The organism is Chryseobacterium sp. KBW03 (assembly GCF_003852415.1).
GTDB classification, from domain to species: domain Bacteria; phylum Bacteroidota; class Bacteroidia; order Flavobacteriales; family Weeksellaceae; genus Chryseobacterium; species Chryseobacterium viscerum.
Map to the genome: position 1 here is coordinate 234,119 of NZ_QAJO01000007.1, position 21,592 is coordinate 255,710.

Below are 21,592 nucleotides of genomic sequence, written 5' to 3' on the forward strand. Positions count from 1 at the left end.
ATATAAAAAACCATCAGCTCAACTGATGGTTTTTATTTTATATCTGTGCCTGATATTCTTCGTAGAACTGTTGGGTTTCTTTAATTAGGCTGTTCATTTCTTCCAATGTGAAAACTTCCAGGAACTTTTTTCTGAAATCCTTGAAATGAGGAATTCCTCTGAAATAGTTGCTGTAATGCTGTCTCATTTCAATCAATCCTAATTTTTCTCCTTTCCATTCTGCACTCCACTCAGCATGCTGGCGGACTGCCAGTAATCGGTCTGATATGGTAGGTTCTGGTAAATGTTCTCCTGTTTTAAAGAAATGCTTGATTTCATTAAATATCCACGGATAGCCAATAGCAGCACGTCCAATCATAATACCGTCACAGGCATACTTTTGCTTATAGGCTAATGCTTTTTCAGCAGAATCTATATCACCATTTCCGAAAATTGGAATTTCAATATTAGGATTTTGTTTAATTCTTGAAATATGTTCCCAATCTGCTTCTCCCTTGTACATTTGACCACGCGTTCTGGCATGTATGGTAAGAGCTTTGATTCCTGTTTCCTGAAGACGTTCTGCTACTTCGTCAATATTGATGCTGGTGCTGTCCCATCCTAAACGGGTTTTGACAGTTACAGGCAGGTGGGTAGAGCTTACAACGGCTTTCGTAAGACGAACCATAAGGTCAATATCTTTCAAAACTCCAGCTCCAGCTCCCTTGCAGACAACTTTTTTTACAGGACATCCAAAATTGATATCCACCAGATCCGGATTTACCGTTTCAACAATTCTGGCAGACATGGCCATAGCTTCTTCATCTCCACCAAAAATTTGTATACCAACAGGTCTTTCATAATCGAAGATATCCAGCTTTTTACGGCTCTTAATAGCGTCACGAATCAATCCTTCGGAAGAAATAAATTCCGAATACATTAGATCTGCACCGTGCATTTTACACAAACGTCTGAACGGAGGATCACTTACGTCTTCCATCGGAGCCAGCAAAAGTGGAAATTCCGGCAGTTCTATGTTGCCTATTTTTATCATGATGCAAATTTACGAAATTCTGAAAAAACAATATTTTACTATCTATTATATTATTTGCTGTTTTACGTCTGTTTGTTTATTTAAGGAACTTTAAGATATTTTGTTTAATTTTAATTGAATATATTTATCTGATTTTCAGTGTTTTTGTTGATTTTTTGAAAATTATTTTTTATATTTAGTATAATAAAAATTAATGATATGAGAAAAATTCTATTTTATTTGATGGCAATTTTAGCTTCATCAAATTTTTATTCACAAGTGAATGTTTCTGCTACAGCAGGAACAGCTACAGGAACCTATACTACGTTAAAGGGAGCATTTGACGCTATTAATGCGGGAACACATCAGGGAGCAATTTCAATCAGTATCACAGCTAGTACAACCGAAACAGCCACTGCGAGTTTGAATGCCAGTGGTGGAGCAACTATTTACACTTCAGTTGTGATAAAACCGGCAGTAGGAGTTACGGCTACAATTTCTGGTGATCTTGCCAGTGCCCCTTTAGTGAGAATCCAGGGTAGTAATATTACTTTGGATGGAAGCAATGTTGCTTCAGGAACAACAAGAAACCTTACCCTTACCAATACCTCTGTAACTGCACCGCAGGTACTTACATTTATTGCAGCTTCTGCGGCGGTGGCAAATAGCAATATTATGGTTAAAAACCTGAATATTATAAATGGTATCAATAGTTCTTCAGCTTTAGTTATGTATGACGGAGCTACAACCCCTGTTGGAGGCTTCTTTAATAATGTTACCATCCAGAATAACTCTATAAAGAAAGCTTATATGGGGATTTATTTATTTGCAGCTATAGCAGCAGGAAATGGAGCAAATACTTTGGTTACGGGTAATGATATAAGCGCTTCCGGAACAGATGCCAATCGTCTTGGAGGAGTGTATGTACAGGGTGCAGACGGAGTGACCGTCAGCAATAATATTATTGGTAATTTTGAAACTGCTAGTACCGAAATCAAAAGAGGGGTCTGGTTTGCTACTGGTACTGTAAACTCTTCAATTATTTCAAATACCATTACCAATCTCGGATATGCCGGAACATCTACGGGTGGCGCTTCCGGGATTACCGTTACCTCCGGAAATACAGGAGCATCGGCTGTAGCTAATATTATAGTAAGAGGAAATACTATTTCGAATTTTACTTCCAGTGGAACAGGGACTCTGTTTGCGGGAATTTATGCAGGGGGTGCGCTGACATCCGGAGTGACTATTGATAATAATAAGATAAATGGTATAAAAAATACCAATATTGGCGGATATGGAGCTCAGGGGATTTATCTGGCCACAACAAGTCTTACAGCCAATACACTGGTTTCTAATAATGTAGTGAATGGTATAGCTGGTTATGGATATGCAACGACTGGTGGAGTCAATGATAACGGAAACGGAATTGTTATTGCCGCAGGGGGAGGATATAAAGTATATTATAATACAGTTGTCATGGATGTTAACCAGACTGTTGCAGGAAGACCTTCTGCGTTTAATATTACCAGCGGAGTAACCGGTTTAGGAGGTATTGATGTGAGAAATAATCTTTTTGTAAATACCCAGACCCAGGCAGGGGATAGATATACTATTTATGCAGGAGCGCTCAGTAACGTTTTTTCTACGATTAATTATAATAATTTCTATTCTTCCGGGACAAATCTGGGATATATTGGAGGTCTTGCAAAAGCGACACTTGCTGATATTCAGTTAGGATTTGGTGGCAATGCAAACTCTCTGAACGTTCTGCCTGTGTTTGTATCTGCTACTGATTTCCATGTGTCTGCTACCGGAAATGCAGCTCTTGATAATAAAGGAACTCCTGTGGTAGAAGTGACATTAGATGCAGATGGGAATGTGCGAAATGCTCTCACTCCGGATCTTGGAAGTTTTGAATTTACAGTGGCTATACTGGCGGTAAATGATGCTGCTAAAAAGAATACTGTAAGCTTCTACCCGAATCCAGTGGTAGATTATCTTTATATCAATAATGACAGTAGAATCAAAGATGTTGAAGTATATAATGTTTCAGGACAGAAAATTCTTAATGAAACAATCAATGCTGAAAAAGGTTCTGTAGATATGAGACGTGCTCCTGCCGGAGTTTATATCTTAAAAGTAAATGCAGAAAAAGGTTCGCAGTCACTGAAAATTATTAAAAAATAAAATGTAACTCATAGCCAAAAAGAATCCCCAATAGCGATATTGGGGATTTTTTATTTAAAAAGTAATCATTACTGTTAGAAACTTGCCTTTACCTGCATACTTCCAATGTGAATTGTCCGTTCACCTGAATTTCTTCCTTCGTAATTAAGATTCAATTGGATAAACGAGTTGATGGCCTGTTGAATAAATACACTCCATACCTGGTTTTTCCCAGGCTTCAGACCATCCAGCATCTGGTTTCCTACAATACTGAAATTATTTCCTGTAAAATTATTACTGATGAATGAGAAGTTTCCACGGATGGAAGTCTTTCTACGCTCCCATTGGATTGTTCCTGTAACATCAAAAGCTTTAAGAAGCTCTTCACCATCTAATCTTTGTTTCTGGCGGAAAGCAGAAGACAATTCTGCCTGAATAGCATCTGTAAATTTATATGTTGCCTTAGGTTTGGTTTCAAAATTATTAAGACGATAATCTCTTGTCGCAAATAATTGTGAAGAGTTTTTGATGTCATGAACAGAATTTTCCCAGTCGACTCTGAATTCTTTATTGAACCAATATCCGACATTCAGAAAATGAGAAACCTGCTCACGCTCTTCATTACTGAAATTGGCATTAATAAGATTATCATTCGTGATGAGTCTGTAGTTTCCGTTCCATCCTGATTTATCAGTCGGATTGAACTGTACGGAGGCAAGGATGTTCTGATTTTTAAGAATTTGATCACTGTTCTTTTCAAAAGGATTCAACACAAGAACTTTATCTTTTTTATAGAACGAGTTTTGAGAATTTAATGAAATATTGAAATTCCAGCGTTTTAAAAATCCATTTTCTGAATTGAAAACAATAGCCGGATTTACAAATAAAGCTAACTGTATTTTATTTTTATTGGAAGGAATATACCTTACAGAATTGGTGTAGACACGGATATATTGTGCAAGATCGGAATATTCGGCAATTTCAAATTCGTCCAGCTGCTGAATACCATCTCCGTTATAATCCGTCCATTTATAAACTCCCTGTCCGTCTGTAACTTTGATGTACTGGAATTCCCTTTGTGCTTCCTGTCCGTTTCCAAGTTCGTAGAAAGCCTGAAGACGCATCCCGTTTCTGAAAAGCTGTTGATTGTAAAGGATATTTCCAACAACGAAGTCATTATTTCGGGTTACATTACCTTCCGGACCGGAGTAGAAGAATTTTCTGTAATGGATTAAAGCATTTAAAGTAGTTCTTTCTGTTTTAATGATCTGGCTCTCCGCCATGATCCCCAAAATATTGTTCATATTCTGAAGTCTGTTGTCACGCACAGAGTCGTTATCTCGCATGTATACTTTTGCCAATAGCTTTGTTCTTGTACTGTCACCGATTTTCTTTTGCAAAAAGAGCTCTTTCCAGCTGAAACTCGTGACATCCATAAGTTGGGTGTCATTGTATTTTTTCTCGTTATGCTCCATACTTCCACCGATAGTCCAGCTTCCTTTTTTACCGGTAAACTCAGTTGAAGCCCCTCCACGGATGAATTTAGTGTCCTGTAAGGTTGCATTGGTACTCAGGTAGGATAAATTCCCTTTGGTAAAGAATTTTCCTGTAATCCAGCCGAAGTCCAGGTCATTTTTAAGTCCTTTGTAAGAATTTTGCTCGTTCAAATAATTGACACGATAATTTAAAGTAGATTTATTATTCCATTTATTCAGGAAGCTGAAAATAAACCTGTTTTGAGTCTTTTTGTTAAATTCTTGTGCAAGGTTAAAATCTCTGGAGAATTCCACATCGTTGATACGGTCCAGAATATGAAACTGTTTGTCGATGTACTGATATTCAAAACTTGGAGTACCTTTCCATGTGTTTTTTGTAAAACTTTTATTCCCGAAGATACGCCATGCATATCCCATATTCTGATCAGAATCTTTTGACGAAAATAAATTGACATCATAATTACTCAGGGAAATATCAGCGCCTATCTTACCTTCATTCAATAAATACTCAGAATTCACTGAATATACCTGTGATTTCTGAGGGGAAGGAAGTTTTCTTACCGCTCTGTAGTCTCCCGCATTGGGTCCTACATATTGGAAAACACGTCCGTTATTGGTAGTCTGTGCTATTTTGTAATCTCCAAGATTAGCCCCAAAATAAGTAAAAGAGACCTGATAAAGCGTTAAATTAGGATCAGTGGAAAACTCGTAGAAATTTCCGGCTGTGTTTAATTTATATAAAATTTTATTGACGTCATACTCGGTGACCACTCCCGATGGTGCATACATGAGATCAGGATTGTTTCCTGCATCAGCAAGGATCTGCTCATCTTCTTTGGAAAGACTTAAAGAAAGCGGTGCATTTTTGTTGTCATTTTCCATGAACCAGTTAAGCCCCACTTTGAATCTTTCTCTCTGATGTTCAAGCTTTCCTGTAAATAAATATCTTGAATAATTTCTATTGGCGTAGTTATAAGAAATCGTAATGAAATTCTGCTGGAAAATAGGACGGAAACTGGTAAAGGTAACTTCACCGGTATTATAGTTGATGATATAATCCTGGTTTTCTCCACGTTTCATTAAGATCCCGTCAATGAAAACCTGTTCAGAACCTGAAATCAAAGTAATAAACTGTTCTCCGTTTTTACCCGTCAGACGATAAGGTCCCTGGTTACCTTCAACCCCTTGAAAACGAATTCGGTGGAACTCACTTCGTGCAACACCGGCAGAAATATCTACAAATGTTTTATTTTCTTTCCCAAATTCTGTCTGGAACTGAAGCCCCATACTCCTTCTCTGGTATTTCGCGAAATAATTTTTAGCTTCTACAAGATCAAGATGCCCGGCTCTGAGGATAGATTTTTCCTTAATATTAAGCTGCATATAGATCTTGTCAAACTCCTCTAAAGTTTGGGTATATCCGTCAGCCTGAATGGGAAGGTTATGATCTGAAATACTGGCTAAAATGGTAACATCTTTTGATAATCGCCCTGAGATCTGAAGATCCATAGAACTCTGCACAGACTGTCCCTGGTTATTCCCAAAAGTGATCCCACGGATAATAGAACCTTTTGAATTAAGCTCTCCTAAAAATCTCTTTTTATCATTTTTTGCTAATACAGCTTCATCAATAATGATCTTGTTATGAGTTCTTATGAAATCAAGAGTATCTTTTGCGAAGATGTCCTGTTCCAACCTTGCGGCGAGAATACTGTCTCTTTTAATGCTGTCTTCAGGAATATTGGGGTTTTTCCATGAAAATACCTGAGCATTTCCTGAAAATATGCCTAAAAAAAATAAAACGAATAGAAGAATAAAATTCCGCAAGTTTTGAAAAATAATTGGTAAAAATAGCTAAAAAATGTTAATACTAAGAGGTTTAGAATTATTAACAGAAATTTAATCCAAATATTGTGAAGTCGCGAAAAATCAACGTAATTTAGCCCCCGAAATTATTAATAACAGAAAATTTTTAAATCATGAAAAAACTTTATTCGCTTGTAGCGGCTGCTATGTTTGCTGCTACTGCCTTTGGACAAACCACTCTTTTATCAGAAGATTTTGGAACTACCAATACATTACCAGCTGGCTGGGTAAGCACAAGTACCACTAATGGATGGAATGGAAATACAACTAATCAATCAAATAATTCAGGAGCTTCAGGAGGAACGAACGCTGTATTCGTTGGAAATGGTTCTAACGGAATTACCCATACACTAACTTACTCTTTATCTACAGTTGGATACAGCAATGTTAATATTATCTGGGCTGGCAAGGGAACTAGTACTTTTGCTCAGAATATTACTTTTCAATGGAGTACAGATGGTACTACTTGGAATAATGTAACCTATACGTATACCAAAAATGCTAATAGCTGGGCTCTTGTAAATGGTGGGGTAGCGATTCAGTTACCAGTACAGACAGAGAATGCAGCTAGCTTAAGCCTTAGATGGTCTTCTGTTACCAATAATAACGGAAACTACAGAATTGATGATGTAAAAGTAGTAGGTACTGCTGCTTCATTAGGAACTTCCAACTTAAACATCTCTAAAAACGTTTTCGTTAAAAACACTGTTGTAAATAATGATATTACTTTCGGAGCTAAATCTGATGTTAAAATCTTTAATATGGCAGGTCAGGTTGTAAAAGCGACTACTGTTTCTGAAAACCAATCTTTGAATGTTTCTGACCTTAAAGAAGGAACTTACATTGTAACGGGAACTGTAAATGGTAAATTTGTTTCAGAGAAAGTTATTAAAAAATAACACGGCTAATTAACTAATTGTTAAATATATAACGCTATTCAAATTGAATAGCGTTTTTTTTGTAGTTTTACGAAGTATTAAAAAAAAATTATTTTCATGAAAAAGATTTATTCTCTATTTGTTGCTTTAGCAACATCAACGGTTATGTTTGCACAAACAACAATAACTCAGTGGAATTTTGACGGAAGCACAAATGCTGCTACAACAGGTGCAGGTACAGCGAGCATTTTAGTTGCTACAGGAGCGCCTTCTTTTCCTGGAGGTAATCCTGGTTCAGGAAAAGCATGGAGTACTGCTGGTTTTCCAGCGCAAGGTACAGGTTCTGGTACAGCAGGTTTTCAGTTTACGAGCAGTACTGCCAACTATACTAATATCACTGTTTCTGTAGATATTACAGGTTCTGGTACTGGTTCTAAGTATTTTCAAATGCAGTATACAACAGATGGTGCTTCTTGGACAAATATTGGAGCTGCAACTGCAATAGGGCAAACAGGATCACCTACTACATGGGTTACCCTGACAAATACTTTGCCAGCTAGCGCAGATAACAATGCTAACTTCGGATTTAGAGTATTATCCGTATTTGATCCGGCCAACAATGCTACTTATACACCCAACGGAGGTGCTAATTATGCGGCTGCAGGGACGTCAAGAGTAGATAATGTTACAATTTCAGGAACGTCAAGTTCTTTAGCTGTTATAGATGCTAAAAATGTAAAATCAGGAAGTTTCGTAAAGAACTCTTTCGTTAAAAGCAACGAGATCGTTTTCGGATCTGATGTAAAAGACGTAAAAGTTTTCAATATGTTCGGGCAGCTTGTAAAAGAAGCTTCTGTAAAACAAAATGGAACTGTAAGTGTTGCTGAGTTAGCAAAAGGTAATTATATTGTAACAGGTACGGTAAACAACCAACCGGTTTCTCAAAAAGTTCTTAAAGACTAATCTCTTTTAAATAAAAATACAGAGAGTCGCTTCACAGAAGCGGCTTTTTTTATGTGATTATTTGTTGATTTTAGATTTTTATTTGGCCTTTATTTCTTAATTTGGTGGTATTGTTTTTGATATTTTTATTACAAATCCATTTCTAAAAATTAATACGATGAAAAAAATCTTTACTCTTGCCGGGCTTCTTTTGTTAACCTCTTTTTCAAATGCTCAGATTGTGATCAATGAGATCTACGGTGGTAATGCCAATTCAGGGGCTGTGTTGAAAAATAATTATATTGTCCTTAAAAATATCGGAACCAATTTGGTTTCTTTGACAGGGGCCAGTATACAATATGCACCAGCGATAGGTGCTTTTACCGAATATCATACACTGCCAGACTTTACTCTGGGACCTGAAGAAACCTATTTGATTCAGGAGTCAGCAATTGACGGAGGTACTGAAAATCTACCTACACCAGATTTTATTGCAACGACAATAACTAATTTTGACGGAACACCTAACAAATCTTCCGGATTGAGAATCTCCAGTATATCAGGAAAAATAGCTTTAGCCGGAAATATAGTGCAGGTAGCAGGACCCTCTGCATCCAATGTACTAGATTTTGTGGGATATGGATCCAATGCTGATCAATTTAAAGGAGATGGACCAGCTCCTTCTCCAACCACAACCACCGCTATAAAAAGAACATTGGTAGGGAGTGATAATAATATGGCTGACTTTTCCCTGGAAGGGAGTGTGAAATCCGGGTTTGTACAAAATCCCTTTATAAAAGACAGTAGAATTGTCTTCGGAACAGAGGTGAAAGATGCGAAAGTATACGATACATTCAGGCAGGTTGTCAAAAAATCACCTACAAAACTAGCCTCAAGTCTTGATATTGCAGAGCTTCCCAAAGGAACTTATATTGTGACCGGAACGATCAATAATATTCCGATTTCACAGAAAATTATAAAAGATTAGTTTTTAATAAAAAATAGCTTCTTTCAAAAATGTCATTCTGAAAGAAATGAAATGTAGTGAAGAATCTTATGAGCTTGACTATAAATAAGATTCTTCCTTCGTCAGAATGACAAAAGCCAAATTGTTTGACTTTTGAAACCATCTTTTTTGTTTTCCAGAATCCTAATACCAGCCTCTTCTTGCTGCATTGATAATTGACCCCAGATTAAGAATCAGGGTATATCTGATCCGTTTTCCATAATCTTTAAAGGAAGGTTCAAATCCTAAAGAAGACTGTATCGGGAAATAGACTTCCAGGAAATCCGGGATAATTCTTACCTTAACTCCCGTATCCCATATGAATTTGGCAGGAAGATCCTTATTTTTATATACTCCGGCATCAGCATACACATGGAATATTTTCCAGATACTGGAATCTACATTTGCAGAAGTAATCCATTGGTTGACAGTTCCCGGGAGAAAAGATTTGAAACCACCATCTGCTAATATAAACTGTTGTGAAAGAAGTCCGCTGCTGGCACTTTCTCCCAAAAGGGTATAAGAGAATGAGTAGTTTGAAACCCTGGAAATACCATAGTCGAAAAGATTATTTCGGGTATCGTTTCTCATGAAATATCCGGCAAATAAACGTAAGCTCAGCTTTTGTTTTGGTGCAAATTCCCATCTGTAGAAGCCTTCAGCTGTTATTTTGTTGAAATCTTCCATTCCCTGAGCGCTCAGACTGAAGCTTTTTTCATGGATCATCTGGCTGTCACTGTAGCCATACCCGATACTCCAGAGATTATATTTACTGTAATCGTTATTAGCAATCATCAAAGGACTAAGGTCTCTTTCAAAATAATTATATGAAATACCTACGCTTCTGCTTACTGTACTTCTCGGATTTTTTCTGAAATTGATACTTGACGCAATAGAGCTTTTTCTGTAGGCTAGCCCATAATCGTAATGAAAATAAGAACCGGAAACACCGAATGTTAAGCTTCTGATAATACTTTCAGCGGGAAGAAAAGAGTAGGAAACTGCTCCCGAACCCGTCAGCTTTCCTGTTCCCGTACTATATGTGGGGGTAACCGAATACAGGAATTTCTGGTCAAAGAAAGATTGGTTTTTTAAATTAATTCCCAAGAGAAATTTATCATACGTATTGTTGAAACGTACTCTTGGACTGATATAAATTTCATTGTATTCCGGATTCGGAATGTCTTTTATTAATTTAAGTTTAATTTTTTTTGCATTGGAAAATATTCCTTTTGCATACAAAAAGTTATCCCTGTAATTGGATTCAGGGAAAATGTAACCACTGTTTAGCGTGACTTTATAAATGTTATCTGAAGCAGGAAGAGATACAGTGGTGATGTGCTGATTTTCTTCAGTATCTATCCAATACGCCTTCTTTTCTCCTTCTTTAGTTTCCGTTTCCAATTTTACAGGAATGGAAACATCAGTATTTTTCGCAATTCTTATCTGTAGAGAATCGTTTTCTTTTCTAATATTCTTTAGTCTAAAATCAACCCTGTTTTTCTGGTTGAAAAAGTTGGAAAGATAAGCTGTTGACTTATTCTTTTCAGAAAGAGCGATCAGAAATTCATCAGGATTAATTTTTTTTCCGGAATTCTGAGAAATATAATTTTTTACAATATCATTGAAGTGATCATATCCTATTTTATCTGCCGAATAATTAAAAAGGCTTCCTGTTTCAAAGCTGCTGATCGCCATATCATTGAAGTTACTTAAAACAGGAAAGTGCTCATCAATCTTCTGATCGAGGTTTTGCAGCATGATATACTGATAGGAGAGTCCATAGCGGTCCAATAGTTTTACTTTGGATGCGTGGAATAATTTTAAAGGCTTGATCCCGAATATTTTAGTCTCAGGAAGCGTACCTAGAAGTTTCGTTTCGGCATAGAATTTTTTCAGATACTGAATTTCCAGATAGGATTTTAACCCGTTTTTGAACCAATGATCTTTTTCCTTATCGGCGATAACGTTTTCATCAAGAATTTTCTTGGCAATGATTCCAAAATAATCCAGATCGGTCTTTTCAGCATTTGTAAATAGCTGGAATCTGAATTTCAAGAACGTAATATCATTATTTCCGAAAAAGTCTTCTTTAGCTCTGAATTTATCAGAAATAAAAATACTCTTCGGAAGAAAACCGAGTCTCTCTTTGAGGAACTTTAAGTGTAAAGGAAGATAAAATTCCAGATTTTGTTTTTCTTCTGGCTTCAGATTGTATCCAAACTTAATTTCAGTTTCAGATCCGTCAACATTGGTTTTTATGGAAGGATAGCCAGTGGCCGAAATCAAAAACTCAGGATCCGAATCCAGAGAACCTCTGAATGAATTCATCTGAGTCTGTGGAAGATTACCTTCAACAAAATTATTGACAGGGACATCAAAGTTTACAGTCCAGAAAGTATTGAAACTTACCTGTTCTTCAATGTCGTGGTAGTTTCTCTTGGAAATATTGTCCGGATCAAAATGATCCGGAACAATAAAGAAATATTTTAATACAGTATTCTGAGTGGATGTCCCGTATCCCGTAAATGTTTTATCGGGAAGCTGCATCCGGTATTGCAACTGTAAAGTGACGCTTTCGCCAGGTTTTAACACATTTTTCAGAGGAATAAAAAGATTTTCGTCTGAGAGGGTATTAACAGGAACCACTTCGTTTTCAGAATTTTTAATATTCAGTTCAAGAAGTTTCCCCAATTGATTACTTTTTGCAAAGTGCAAATCGTTATTTCGGTCTTCCAGTTTTCTGTAGACTAAAGAAGTTCCGCGTTTATTGTAAGCGGAAACCCAATTCAAGAGTTTTATGGTCTGCAGGTCTTTTTCAGAATGATTGTAATAAACAATTTCCTGACTGACATCAAGGTTCTTTTTGTCAGGAGACAGTTTAGCTTCAATATATATACTGTCTGTCTGTGCAGAAACCTGTACAACTCCCAAGAACAAAATAAGGCAAATGCTGATCTTTTTCAAATATCCGTGATAAAGACCAAATATAACTTATTTTGTATACACTTTATAGGATTTTAACCCTGAATTGCTTTTTTTTCCAAAGAATTAATATACGCATTCCATCCCTCTGTCTTGTAAGTGATTGCAGATGCTTCTGGATTATCAGATTTATAGATTCCTCTTCCTACAATAATAAAATCTGTATGAAGTGTTTTGAAAACATGTTCCGGTGTATTGTACTGCTGTCCTTTACCATCTCCGGAATCTGCAATGTTTACCCCTGGAGTGAATAATAAAAGCTCTTCAGGAATTTTATTCTGAGATACACCACCAATTACATTAGGATGAGATAAAGCTATTTTTAAAGCTTCCTCACGATAGCTTGCAGTTGTTAATGCTCCTTTAGAAGACATTCCAACGATGGCTACTACCCCTACATTATTGAAACAGTCTAACGATTCAAAACCTCCGATCACCTGAGACGTTACGAAATCTGCCCAATCTGTAATTTTGAAAACCCCGCTTGTGAACTGAAGTTCCTGAGTGTTTCCAATATCAGCAAATTTTCTGTCTTCCATTAATAAGAACTGGTGTTTTGCAGCAATTGCTTTTAAAGGAGTGATTGTTTTTTCGTATTCAAAATCAGAAATAATGTCAATATGCGTTTTTAAAGCAACGATATGCGGACCTACTTTTTCAGCCAGTTCCAACAGCTCCTGAGTAGTGGTTACATCTGCAGAAGCAATAAGGTTTGATTTTTTTGCTAACGCTGCTTCCAGCAACTTCTTTGAAACGGAGTGCTGTGCATTCTGAAGTTTTTGCTCATAAGAAGATCTGGTTTCTTCTTCAAACTGAATATGATTCCCCTGAAGGAAATCCTGGATTCTTTTTACTTCTTCATCTGACAATTCACCAGTTTCCTGAAGAATGTCACATACTTCCGAAATATTGAAAAGAGTGTGTACTCTATAACCTTTGCTTTCTAACAGCTGTTTTCCACCTTGCTCTCTGTCCAATACCACCACAATGTCAGAAACCTTAAGATCTTCCTGTTCTATTTCAGGAATGGTTTCCAGCAAAGATTTTCCTGATGTGATCACATCTTCTACCAAAAGACAGTTCTGCCCTTTCTGGTAAATTCCTTCAATCAGTTTTTTCGTACCGTAGCTTTTCGCTTCTTTTCTTTTAATAATTAATGGAATGTAGCTTTCCAGAGACATGGCAGTAGCCATAGGAAGAGCAGCATAAGGAACTCCACAGATTAAATCAAAATTATCCAATGGAAGCATTTCCAATAAATAATTAGCAAGATTTTTTAAAATTTTAGGATCTGAAGCCAAAGGTCTTAAGTCTACATAAAAAGGACTTTCGATGCCACTTTTTAAGGTAAACCTTCCAAATTTGATGATGCCTAGCTTGTAACACTCTAAAAAGAATTCTTTTTTACTTTCCATTATTTTTTATTAGATATTGCAAATTTAAGGAATTGAAATAAGGCTTAAAAATTTATCACTCATTTGTAAATAAAAAACCATCCCGGATTGACCAGGATGGTGTGAAAAATATAATAAACTGTTATTTTACGATTTCTGCATCAATGACTTGAGCACCGCTGTATCTTCGTTCGGCTTCCCATAATAAAAATTTGTCAACCTCTTTGATGAGCTTAGGAATCGTCAGTGACAATACTGCCAGGTCGTCCATGACTCCAAGTACGGGAATAACAAATTCAGGAAGCAGATCAATAGGGGAGAGTACATATAAAATTCCCAGTAAAGGAAGGATAATGTCTATGGATTTCATTGGATAAACTCCTTTTCTCCACATTTTGACCATTCTGAAAATATCAGGGATCTTTTTTATAAAGCCCTTGTGATTGATGGCTTCTTTTGCAAGATTTAATTTTGAATATTTCATTTTGTGTTTGGATTTAATAAACTTTTCAACGCTATTAATTTCACAAATCCTGTACCAACAAATTATAAAATTTAGTTAAAATATTATTTGATGATATTGTCAATGAACTGATGCACAGTCTCTGTGTTCCAATCCTTTGTAGCATCTTCTTTAATGAGGATTCTGCCGTGCTTATCCAAAAGGAAAGTCGTAGGAAATACTTTGGGAAGAATTTTCTCAGAAATCGGACTTTGAGCAATATATACAGGAACACTGTAATTATTTTCCTTCAAGAATTTTCTGACATCCTCTTCCTTATCATTCATAGCAATCAGGACAAAATCTACATTGTCTTTTCGGGAATCATACAGTTTCTGAATAGATGGCCATTCTTTTCTGCACGGAGGGCACCAGGTTCCCCAGAAGTTAAGAAAAACTCCTTTGTCCTTAAAATTTTTAAGATTCGTACTCGGAACATTGATTCCTTTAAGCTCAATATCGTAATCCTCTTCACTGATATGAACAGCATTTTCAATGGTTGCAACCGGTAAAAAAGTATCCTTCAGGAAATTTCTTATTCCAGGAACGAAAGCGACGATACCGATAACAATAATTAATACAAGATAAATGATATTTTTTTTCATATCTCTTTTTTATAGCAGATCTAAAATTTCCTGAACAGCATCTTTTCCTCTGTTTTTGGCATAATATATCTGCAGGTCATTATAGAACATATCTTTTGGATAGGCTTCAGGATCTGCTTTATATTTCATCAGGAGCTCATATCCATATTTCGGACGCGGTCCCCATGAATTTTTTACATTCAGGTCTTTGTCAAGAATAAGTACTTTAGGAATAGATTCCGTACCGTTGGTCAGAAACTGATTGATCAGGCTTTTATCGCTGTCTCTCAGAAAAACTCTTACTTCATTATTTCCTTCAAAAAATCTGAAAAGTGCAGGTACTGTTGCGCTTGCATCTCCACACCATGCTTCAGAAATGATTAAAATCTTTCCGTCAAAATTTTTGGCAGCAAGTTCTTTCAGCTGATCTTCATCCGGAACGTATTTTTTTACCGTTCTGTCCATTCTCTGAAGACCCAGTTCATAATATTGTTTATAATCAGCCTCCTGCTGGTTGGCAGGGGTTTCTAATCTTTTTTTTGCAATCTGAAGATATTCTTCAAAGGAAATTCCTTTATCCCAGTAATTTTTCATTACCAAAAATATTTATGTTAAAAATTATTGATATTTCTTGTTTTGTTGATCAAAAACAGGTCTGCCAATACAAATGCAGCAAGACTTTCCACTACAGGGACAGCTCTTGGAACCACACAAGGATCATGACGTCCTTTTCCTTCTACGATCACAGGATTTCCCTCCTTGTCAATACTGTCCTGAGGTCTCAGAATAGTGGCCACAGGCTTGAAAGCTACACGGAAATAGATATCCATTCCGTTGGAAATACCACCCTGTATGCCTCCTGAAAGATTAGATTTTGTGGTAAAATCTGTATTGAAAGCATCATTGTGCTCTTTTCCTGTCATTTTGGCACCACAGAAACCGCTTCCATATTCAAAACCTTTGCAGGCATTGATATTCAGCATTGCTTTTGCCAGTTCGGCCTGAAGTTTTGAAAATATAGGTTCACCAATTCCCACAGGAACATTTTTAATCACACAGGTGATTGTTCCTCCGATCGTATTCCCTTCTTTTTTGATCTCCTTGATTCTTGAAATCATCTTTTCAGCTGTTTCAGCATCAGGACAACGAACGTCATTGCTTTCGGTCTGAGAAAAATCTAAAGCCTGATAAGGTTTTTCACAGAAAATATCACCTACAGAAGAAACGTAAGCATTGATCTCAATGTCTGATAAAAGCTGTTTGGCAAGAGCTCCTGCCACTACCCAGTTCATTGTTTCTCTTGCAGAAGATTTTCCGCCACCGCGATGATCTCTGAAACCAAACTTCTGGTCATAAGTAAAATCAGCATGACTCGGACGATACGCTCCTGCAATATGGTCATAATCTTTTGATTTCTGATTTTCGTTTTCAATGATAAAACCGATTGGGGTACCCGTTGTTTTTCCATCAAAGATTCCGGAAAGAAACTTTACTGTGTCACTTTCTTTTCTTTGTGTAACGATTGCCGACTGGCCAGGCTTTCTTCGGTTCAGTTCATATTGAACCTTATCGAGATCTACCGTTAAACCTGCCGGAAAATTATTGATGATACCGCCGTAAGCCACTCCGTGACTTTCTCCAAATGTTGTAAGACTAAGAAGATTACCTAATGTGTTGAACATATTACAAAATTACCTATTTTTCTTCAGATAATAAAGTTTCTGGATTTGTTCTATTTATCAATGTTTTTGATATTATTAATAACTTTTTCCGCTTCCTTTTTTTCATCAGAAGTCATTTTTTTCCAGATAAATCCTTTTTTGATGTCATTTTTGTCAAAAAGCTGTGGGAAAATTCCTGCTTTAGCTTCATCGAAAATATAGAAAGGGGTAATAGCGGGAAGAGGAGTGTCAAAACTATAAGGGTAATTATGGGAAACATTAAATGTAAAGTTTCCTACTTTGAATATGTCGAACTGTTGATATTTGTAAGTTGAAGGCTGGTAAAGCTGCTCTTTTTCAAATCCTGTCATAAAACTTCCCACCCGGAAACTTGGAATATATTTTTGGATAAGCCCGGGAAAAGATATCATTGAAATAAAAAATACACTGAGCGCCGAAAAAACAAGAATAGATTTTTTTTGATTAAAATATTCGTGAAACAGGACAAAGAATATCACGAAAAAAACATCTATAAAAAATCTGTACTGGGCTGAAAAAGACAGGATCAATATACTTTTTATCAACAATGAAATACAGATGAGGGTAATGAGCCTTCTTTTTTTGATCCATGCGAATACTGAAAATATAACTAAGCTCAGAACAAAAAGAATATTGATTTTTGATTTGATTCCCTCAAGAAAGAACCAATTTTTAATATGATCGGCAGTTGAAAACTTCTGAATTTCCTCATAAGAGTATTGCATGTCATATGTTTTCATGATTGCAAATTGTGAAGAAGTTTCTAAAACTTCATGGTTGGGCTTCCAGAACATTCCTAAATCACCTATTGCTACAGGAAAGACAGGATAACCGAATGTCCAAATGTTTTTAATGAAGAACAGCAATAAAATTGAAATCCCAAAAAGCAATTGTTTAAAACTTACTTTTAAAATAAAAATAGTGTTTAGGAAAACCAATATGGGCAGCCAAATCATGGTGGGCTTTATGGTAAAAACGAAAATTGAGAAAGCAAAAAGAAGTGGTGTTTTCTTATTTCCGATTATAATTTCATTTAAAATAATTAGGGAGAAGATAATGACGGGAAGGTCGGGACTTGGTGATTGTGAAAACAATAGTAATATCGGAAGGAAACAAAGGTGTATCCAATTTTTTCTTTCAATACTATAAAAAGTATAGATAATCAGTAATACAGCATTGATTCTTAAAAAAGGGTCTGAAAAATTTGAAAACCCGGCCTGAAAAATATGCCAGATAGACATCTGCCCTAAGGTGAGATCTAGATTGGAGATTCCTCTTACCAGTCCATATTCCGTAAGCCATTGGATAGTGGGAATATAGTATCCGAAATGATCTAATATATAAGGGTAAAATGAACCTGCAAATATAATAATAAGAGTTACAGCACTCATTAATGTGAAATCTCTCTTTGAAAACGTATAGAATTCCTGATAGAGTTTATTTTTAAAGAAAAAGAATAATCCCAATACGATAGAAGGTATTTCAATATAGATATTTAAAGGAATAAAAAAAGAGATAATAGTCCATATCAGGCTTATTCCCATGATTCCTGACAGGATTTTTCCAGTGATTCCTTTATATAGTATTCCGGAAAAATTTCCCATGATTTCTCCCCAGCCTATTAAGACTGGAATGATGAAAATGGAAGAAAGCAGAATCAATAACATAAAAAAAGATTGCTTAAAAATAAGCAATCTTTATATTGTATTGGGAAAATATTTATTAACGAGGTTGTACCCTTCCGTCTTTTCTATCCTGTGATCTACCAATGGTATAACCGGTTGCGCCACCTACAACACCACCAATTACAGCTCCAAGACCTCTGTTTTTCTTAGCGATAAGCGCTCCGGCAGCAGCTCCACCTACGGTACCAATGACGGTTCCTTTGGCAGCTTTACTCCATCCTTTTTTCTTAGTGGTTCCTTGTGAAGTACCGCTTCCGTTATTGGCATAAGTTCCATTGCTGCTTCCTCCTGAATTGGAATTTGAGCTTCTGTCTCTGTATACTGTTCGTGTCTCTCTGATCACCTGTGGTTTTGAATTATTTTCAGCAGTAGCTTTTGCTTTTTTGCTTTCTGATATGCTGTCTGCTTTTTTCTGGGCTTCATATACCAGTTTTTCTTTTTCAATGGCTAGTTTTTGCTTTTCTATTTCAAGTTGTTTAGCTTGAAATTCAAGTTTCTGTACTTCCAGTGATTTCTCGGCAGTTCTGTCATCTTTCTTGCAGGCCGTCATTAATAAGACGGATAAAAATCCTGCTAATACTATCTTTCTCATAATTCAAATTTTAATAAGATAAAGCCAAAACGACTTTGATGTTAGTTTATTTCCAATTATGAAGCCAAATTTTAGTTAATGAGTGTTAAATTTGGTAAGGGAAAAGTGAATTAATTTTAAATACCGGTCAATTTTGTATTGTTGGTGGGGATTCTATGTGTTTCGTATTGAATATTGGTTTTATGTTAAATAATTCGTCAGAGGAGAAAAATTGATTCTTTAAGTAAAATCTTTCATGTGTTTTTACACTGTTCAGGGAATTTATCAGGAACATTTGTAAATTTTAATTCATGAATAATTTTTATCGAATTCATATAAGTTACTTAATTTTAAGGACCAAATACTTTTAATATGAAAAAATCAATTTTTACAGTATCAGCATTTATTGGATTGCTGACTGTGGCAACATCATTTTCTTCAAAGGAAGTTGTGGAAATCAATAAAGCCTGTTCAGGAATATCTGATATTACACCAAAAGCTCAGACTTATAAGATCCGTTATGGACTTCTTTCAAAAAATGGAACAAAAATTCTTTCAGGAAATTATGATGTAGGAAGTTTTCTTGCTGAAAACATGGCTACCGGAGAAGTGTATGATACTTATTATGGCGGTGGATTTCAGTCGGTTCCGCAATATTATGATGGTCTTCCGGCAGGAACTTACACCTTTTCTGCTATGCAGGGACAGGGAGGTTGGGTAGGTTATGGAACAGTAGTTGCTACAGTTTCTGATGCGCAGGTAGATTCTGATGGATATATTACCGTGTATATTCCGATCATTTGGGAGGAATAGGCTTGTGAGCCCAAAAATAATTAGCTACATTTACGCTTTCCAAAAATGAAGATTTTTTAATCAACAGGTGATTGTTCATGGTTTTTATTTTGATTAAATATTTTTTGTATTAAATAAAAACTAATGTATCGATATATTAATTAAAATTATTTACATTGATTTAATCTTCAGTATGCGGCTTTATTCTCATAAAGAATATTCATTCTTTTGTTCCGATAGTGTATCATGTTTCTTCTATTAAAGAAGTGTGACAGTAAAGGTCATATTGAATGATTCTACAATATTCTGTTTAGATTTTTCTAAATAGATTTTTTTCATCATTTGTGTTTTTTAGGCCTCCGTTAGGAGGCCGTTTCTTTTACTCCAAGTTTTATGAGTCTACAGATATAATAAATGTTTGGATACTGTGCTTTTGATAGTAAGAACATTTTTTCTTCTCTATTTTATGAAAAAGACTTCCCGTTATGAGAAGCCTTTTGTTATATACTATCTAATGTAGCCTTTATTTTACTGATTATGCGGTGTTTTCTGTTGATTTGGTAATTAAGAAGTTCATAAATCTCATCTGAGCTGGTAAAAACTTTCGGAACAATCTGGTTGTTGATTTTTTTGATTCCCCGCCTTGTCATTGTATCATGTATCACTCTGGCAAATGATTCTTTTGCACTTTGTTTTGCTGTTTGCTGAGAAATTCCATTAGAATGGAGTCTGTATAAATATAAAGGTTCTTTGATGTATTTTATCTCTCCCTGCTCCAGTATTTTTAAATATAGATCCTGATCTACTGCATTTTTCAAATCAGGATTAATCCCGGATGTTCTTAGGTAAGTTTCTTTCTTAAATATAAAGAAATGAGCAAACTGAGTAGGGCAGTTAAAGAAATATCGATTATTATAAATCTGCTTAGTGCCGGCATACACTCTTTCAGGAACAAGCTTTTCATCACAAAGCATCATTTGGGTATAAGCGGCTACAAGGTCATCCCTGTTGATGAATTCCTGAGTTGCTTTTTCCAGGGCTTCCGGATAAAGAGCATCATCCGGATCCAGAAAAGCACACAAATCTCCCTGAGCATAGGTCATGCATGCAGCTTTAGTAAAGCCGCAGCCTTTATTGCTTGTATTATGGTAGAGCTTAAAACGGGAATCATTTTTGATCAAAGATTCTATAATCTCGACTGAATTATCTGTAGAAGCATCATCAATAATAATCACTTCCCAATTTTTATAGGATTGACTGATTAAAGAATGATAGCATTCCTTAAAATACTTTCCATTATTATAGTTGGCTATAAGTATAGAAAAATTTATCACGTTGTTTTGAATTAATGGTGTAAAATTATAAAATAATATACATGAAAAACATACCCTTGATCATCGTGTATCTGATATTTTTTTATTATATTTTGAAAGTTATGGGTGTTAACTGTGTATTAATTATTGTTTATTGGTATTAAATAGTTGATATATTGGTAAATAATTATATAGTGAATAATTTGTGAGCGTCGTTTATTGTCTTTTTTTGAGAATTGGTATCAATAGCCTGAAAGACCTCATTGAAAAGAAATAATAATTTTATGATTATACTCATAAAATAAGAAGAAAGAGTGGTATATATTTGGGTAGAAATTAATAGATAAAATCATTTTTATCTTTGATATAAAATTTTTTTCATCATTTGTGTTTTTTGAGGCCTCCATTTATTGGAGGCTTTTTTAATATTGAATCTTAAAAATAATTTCATACATCAAAAAGCAGTCTGACATCAGATAGGGTATTTTAAGTTTATTTTTTTATTCCGGCTGATATTCCTTTTCATTGCTGACATGATATTTAATTTAATGGATTCATGTAAGTAAGAAAGTATGACAATTTGTAGTTTATCCTATTTCTTATTGGCAGAGTGAATATTTAAAAAACTTTATACTTTGAATATTAATTTTATTTTATTAAAATGTAAATTAATTTATTTTTAATACTTTTGCCGGAG

General features: G+C 35.4%; 16 protein-coding genes. 5 read left to right on the forward strand and 11 right to left on the reverse strand.

Annotation, left to right across the window (positions count from 1 at the left end; translation table 11 throughout):
• Positions 1 to 37: 37 nt before the first annotated feature.
• Positions 38 to 1,033, reverse strand: a complete 996-nt coding sequence (gene dusB, locus DBR39_RS16960) for a tRNA dihydrouridine synthase DusB (protein WP_124535066.1) — start codon at positions 1,031 to 1,033, stop codon at positions 38 to 40.
• 198 nt (positions 1,034 to 1,231) lie between these two features.
• Here dusB and DBR39_RS16965 point away from each other — a divergent pair, with 198 nt between their 5' ends.
• Positions 1,232 to 3,202 (forward strand): T9SS type A sorting domain-containing protein, encoded by a 1,971-nt coding sequence (locus DBR39_RS16965; RefSeq protein WP_124535068.1) that lies wholly within the window; start codon positions 1,232 to 1,234, stop codon positions 3,200 to 3,202.
• Positions 3,203 to 3,276: 74 nt separating this feature from the next.
• Here the strand turns inward: DBR39_RS16965 and DBR39_RS16970 are convergent, their stop codons facing one another.
• Positions 3,277 to 6,504 carry a hypothetical protein gene (locus DBR39_RS16970; RefSeq protein WP_124535070.1) on the reverse strand — a complete coding sequence of 1,076 codons (3,228 nt, stop codon included), beginning with the start codon at positions 6,502 to 6,504 and terminating at the stop codon, positions 3,277 to 3,279.
• A 152-nt stretch (positions 6,505 to 6,656) separates the two neighbouring features.
• On the opposite strand from DBR39_RS16970, the gene DBR39_RS16975 reads away from it, so the two are divergent.
• From DBR39_RS16975 to DBR39_RS16985, 3 genes are all read left to right on the forward strand, one after another.
• Positions 6,657 to 7,442, forward strand: coding sequence for a T9SS type A sorting domain-containing protein (locus DBR39_RS16975; RefSeq protein WP_124535072.1), 786 nt, complete (start codon positions 6,657 to 6,659; stop codon positions 7,440 to 7,442).
• A gap of 96 nt (positions 7,443 to 7,538) precedes the next feature.
• Positions 7,539 to 8,384, forward strand: coding sequence for a T9SS type A sorting domain-containing protein (locus DBR39_RS16980; protein WP_124535074.1), 846 nt, complete (start codon positions 7,539 to 7,541; stop codon positions 8,382 to 8,384).
• A gap of 157 nt (positions 8,385 to 8,541) precedes the next feature.
• Complete coding sequence (locus DBR39_RS16985) at positions 8,542 to 9,351, forward strand: T9SS type A sorting domain-containing protein (RefSeq protein WP_124535076.1); 810 nt, start codon at positions 8,542 to 8,544, stop codon at positions 9,349 to 9,351.
• Positions 9,352 to 9,513: 162 nt separating this feature from the next.
• On the opposite strand, the gene DBR39_RS16990 is transcribed toward DBR39_RS16985, so the two are convergent.
• The 8 genes from DBR39_RS16990 to DBR39_RS17025 all read right to left on the reverse strand — a co-directional run bounded on the left by DBR39_RS16990 (position 9,514) and on the right by DBR39_RS17025 (position 18,811).
• Positions 9,514 to 12,336, reverse strand: a complete 2,823-nt coding sequence (locus DBR39_RS16990) for an aminopeptidase (RefSeq protein ID WP_228447857.1) — start codon at positions 12,334 to 12,336, stop codon at positions 9,514 to 9,516.
• Between the two features lie 53 nt (positions 12,337 to 12,389).
• Positions 12,390 to 13,769, reverse strand: a complete 1,380-nt coding sequence (gene pyrF, locus DBR39_RS16995) for an orotidine-5'-phosphate decarboxylase (RefSeq protein ID WP_103232660.1) — start codon at positions 13,767 to 13,769, stop codon at positions 12,390 to 12,392.
• Positions 13,770 to 13,890: 121 nt separating this feature from the next.
• On the reverse strand, positions 13,891 to 14,232 hold the full coding sequence (locus DBR39_RS17000) for a YkvA family protein (RefSeq protein WP_103232661.1): 342 nt from the start codon (positions 14,230 to 14,232) through the stop codon (positions 13,891 to 13,893).
• Positions 14,233 to 14,315: 83 nt separating this feature from the next.
• On the reverse strand, positions 14,316 to 14,855 hold the full coding sequence (locus DBR39_RS17005; RefSeq protein WP_124535078.1) for a TlpA family protein disulfide reductase: 540 nt from the start codon (positions 14,853 to 14,855) through the stop codon (positions 14,316 to 14,318).
• A 9-nt stretch (positions 14,856 to 14,864) separates the two neighbouring features.
• Complete coding sequence (locus DBR39_RS17010) at positions 14,865 to 15,428, reverse strand: thioredoxin family protein (RefSeq protein WP_103232663.1); 564 nt, start codon at positions 15,426 to 15,428, stop codon at positions 14,865 to 14,867.
• Positions 15,429 to 15,445: 17 nt separating this feature from the next.
• A complete protein-coding gene (gene aroC / locus DBR39_RS17015; protein WP_103232664.1) occupies positions 15,446 to 16,516 on the reverse strand; it encodes a chorismate synthase in 1,071 nt (356 codons plus the stop codon).
• Between the two features lie 50 nt (positions 16,517 to 16,566).
• Complete coding sequence (locus DBR39_RS17020) at positions 16,567 to 18,201, reverse strand: LIC_10190 family membrane protein (protein WP_124535080.1); 1,635 nt, start codon at positions 18,199 to 18,201, stop codon at positions 16,567 to 16,569.
• 55 nt (positions 18,202 to 18,256) lie between these two features.
• Positions 18,257 to 18,811: a YMGG-like glycine zipper-containing protein gene (locus DBR39_RS17025; protein WP_124535081.1), complete on the reverse strand. Its 555-nt coding sequence runs from the start codon at positions 18,809 to 18,811 to the stop codon at positions 18,257 to 18,259.
• Between the two features lie 351 nt (positions 18,812 to 19,162).
• Here DBR39_RS17025 and DBR39_RS17030 point away from each other — a divergent pair, with 351 nt between their 5' ends.
• Positions 19,163 to 19,603 (forward strand): hypothetical protein, encoded by a 441-nt coding sequence (locus DBR39_RS17030; RefSeq protein WP_124535083.1) that lies wholly within the window; start codon positions 19,163 to 19,165, stop codon positions 19,601 to 19,603.
• Between the two features lie 479 nt (positions 19,604 to 20,082).
• Here the strand turns inward: DBR39_RS17030 and DBR39_RS17035 are convergent, their stop codons facing one another.
• The gene (locus DBR39_RS17035; RefSeq protein WP_124535086.1) at positions 20,083 to 20,916 is read right to left on the reverse strand and encodes a glycosyltransferase family 2 protein; all 834 of its coding nucleotides are present in this window, start codon (positions 20,914 to 20,916) and stop codon (positions 20,083 to 20,085) included.
• Between the last annotated feature and the right edge of the window lie 676 nt (positions 20,917 to 21,592).

Coding starts and splice junctions, on each gene's coding strand:
- DBR39_RS17005 (WP_124535078.1), bottom strand. CDS start 14,855: ATGAAAAAAAATATCATTTATCTTGTATTAATTATTGTTATCGGTATC.
- aroC (WP_103232664.1), bottom strand. CDS start 16,516: ATGTTCAACACATTAGGTAATCTTCTTAGTCTTACAACATTTGGAGAA.
- DBR39_RS16965 (WP_124535068.1), top strand. CDS start 1,232: ATGAGAAAAATTCTATTTTATTTGATGGCAATTTTAGCTTCATCAAAT.
- DBR39_RS16985 (WP_124535076.1), top strand. CDS start 8,542: ATGAAAAAAATCTTTACTCTTGCCGGGCTTCTTTTGTTAACCTCTTTT.
- DBR39_RS17020 (WP_124535080.1), bottom strand. CDS start 18,201: ATGTTATTGATTCTGCTTTCTTCCATTTTCATCATTCCAGTCTTAATA.
- DBR39_RS17025 (WP_124535081.1), bottom strand. CDS start 18,811: ATGAGAAAGATAGTATTAGCAGGATTTTTATCCGTCTTATTAATGACG.
- dusB (WP_124535066.1), bottom strand. CDS start 1,033: ATGATAAAAATAGGCAACATAGAACTGCCGGAATTTCCACTTTTGCTG.
- DBR39_RS17000 (WP_103232661.1), bottom strand. CDS start 14,232: ATGAAATATTCAAAATTAAATCTTGCAAAAGAAGCCATCAATCACAAG.
- pyrF (WP_103232660.1), bottom strand. CDS start 13,769: ATGGAAAGTAAAAAAGAATTCTTTTTAGAGTGTTACAAGCTAGGCATC.
- DBR39_RS17030 (WP_124535083.1), top strand. CDS start 19,163: ATGAAAAAATCAATTTTTACAGTATCAGCATTTATTGGATTGCTGACT.
- DBR39_RS16980 (WP_124535074.1), top strand. CDS start 7,539: ATGAAAAAGATTTATTCTCTATTTGTTGCTTTAGCAACATCAACGGTT.
- DBR39_RS16975 (WP_124535072.1), top strand. CDS start 6,657: ATGAAAAAACTTTATTCGCTTGTAGCGGCTGCTATGTTTGCTGCTACT.
- DBR39_RS17010 (WP_103232663.1), bottom strand. CDS start 15,428: ATGAAAAATTACTGGGATAAAGGAATTTCCTTTGAAGAATATCTTCAG.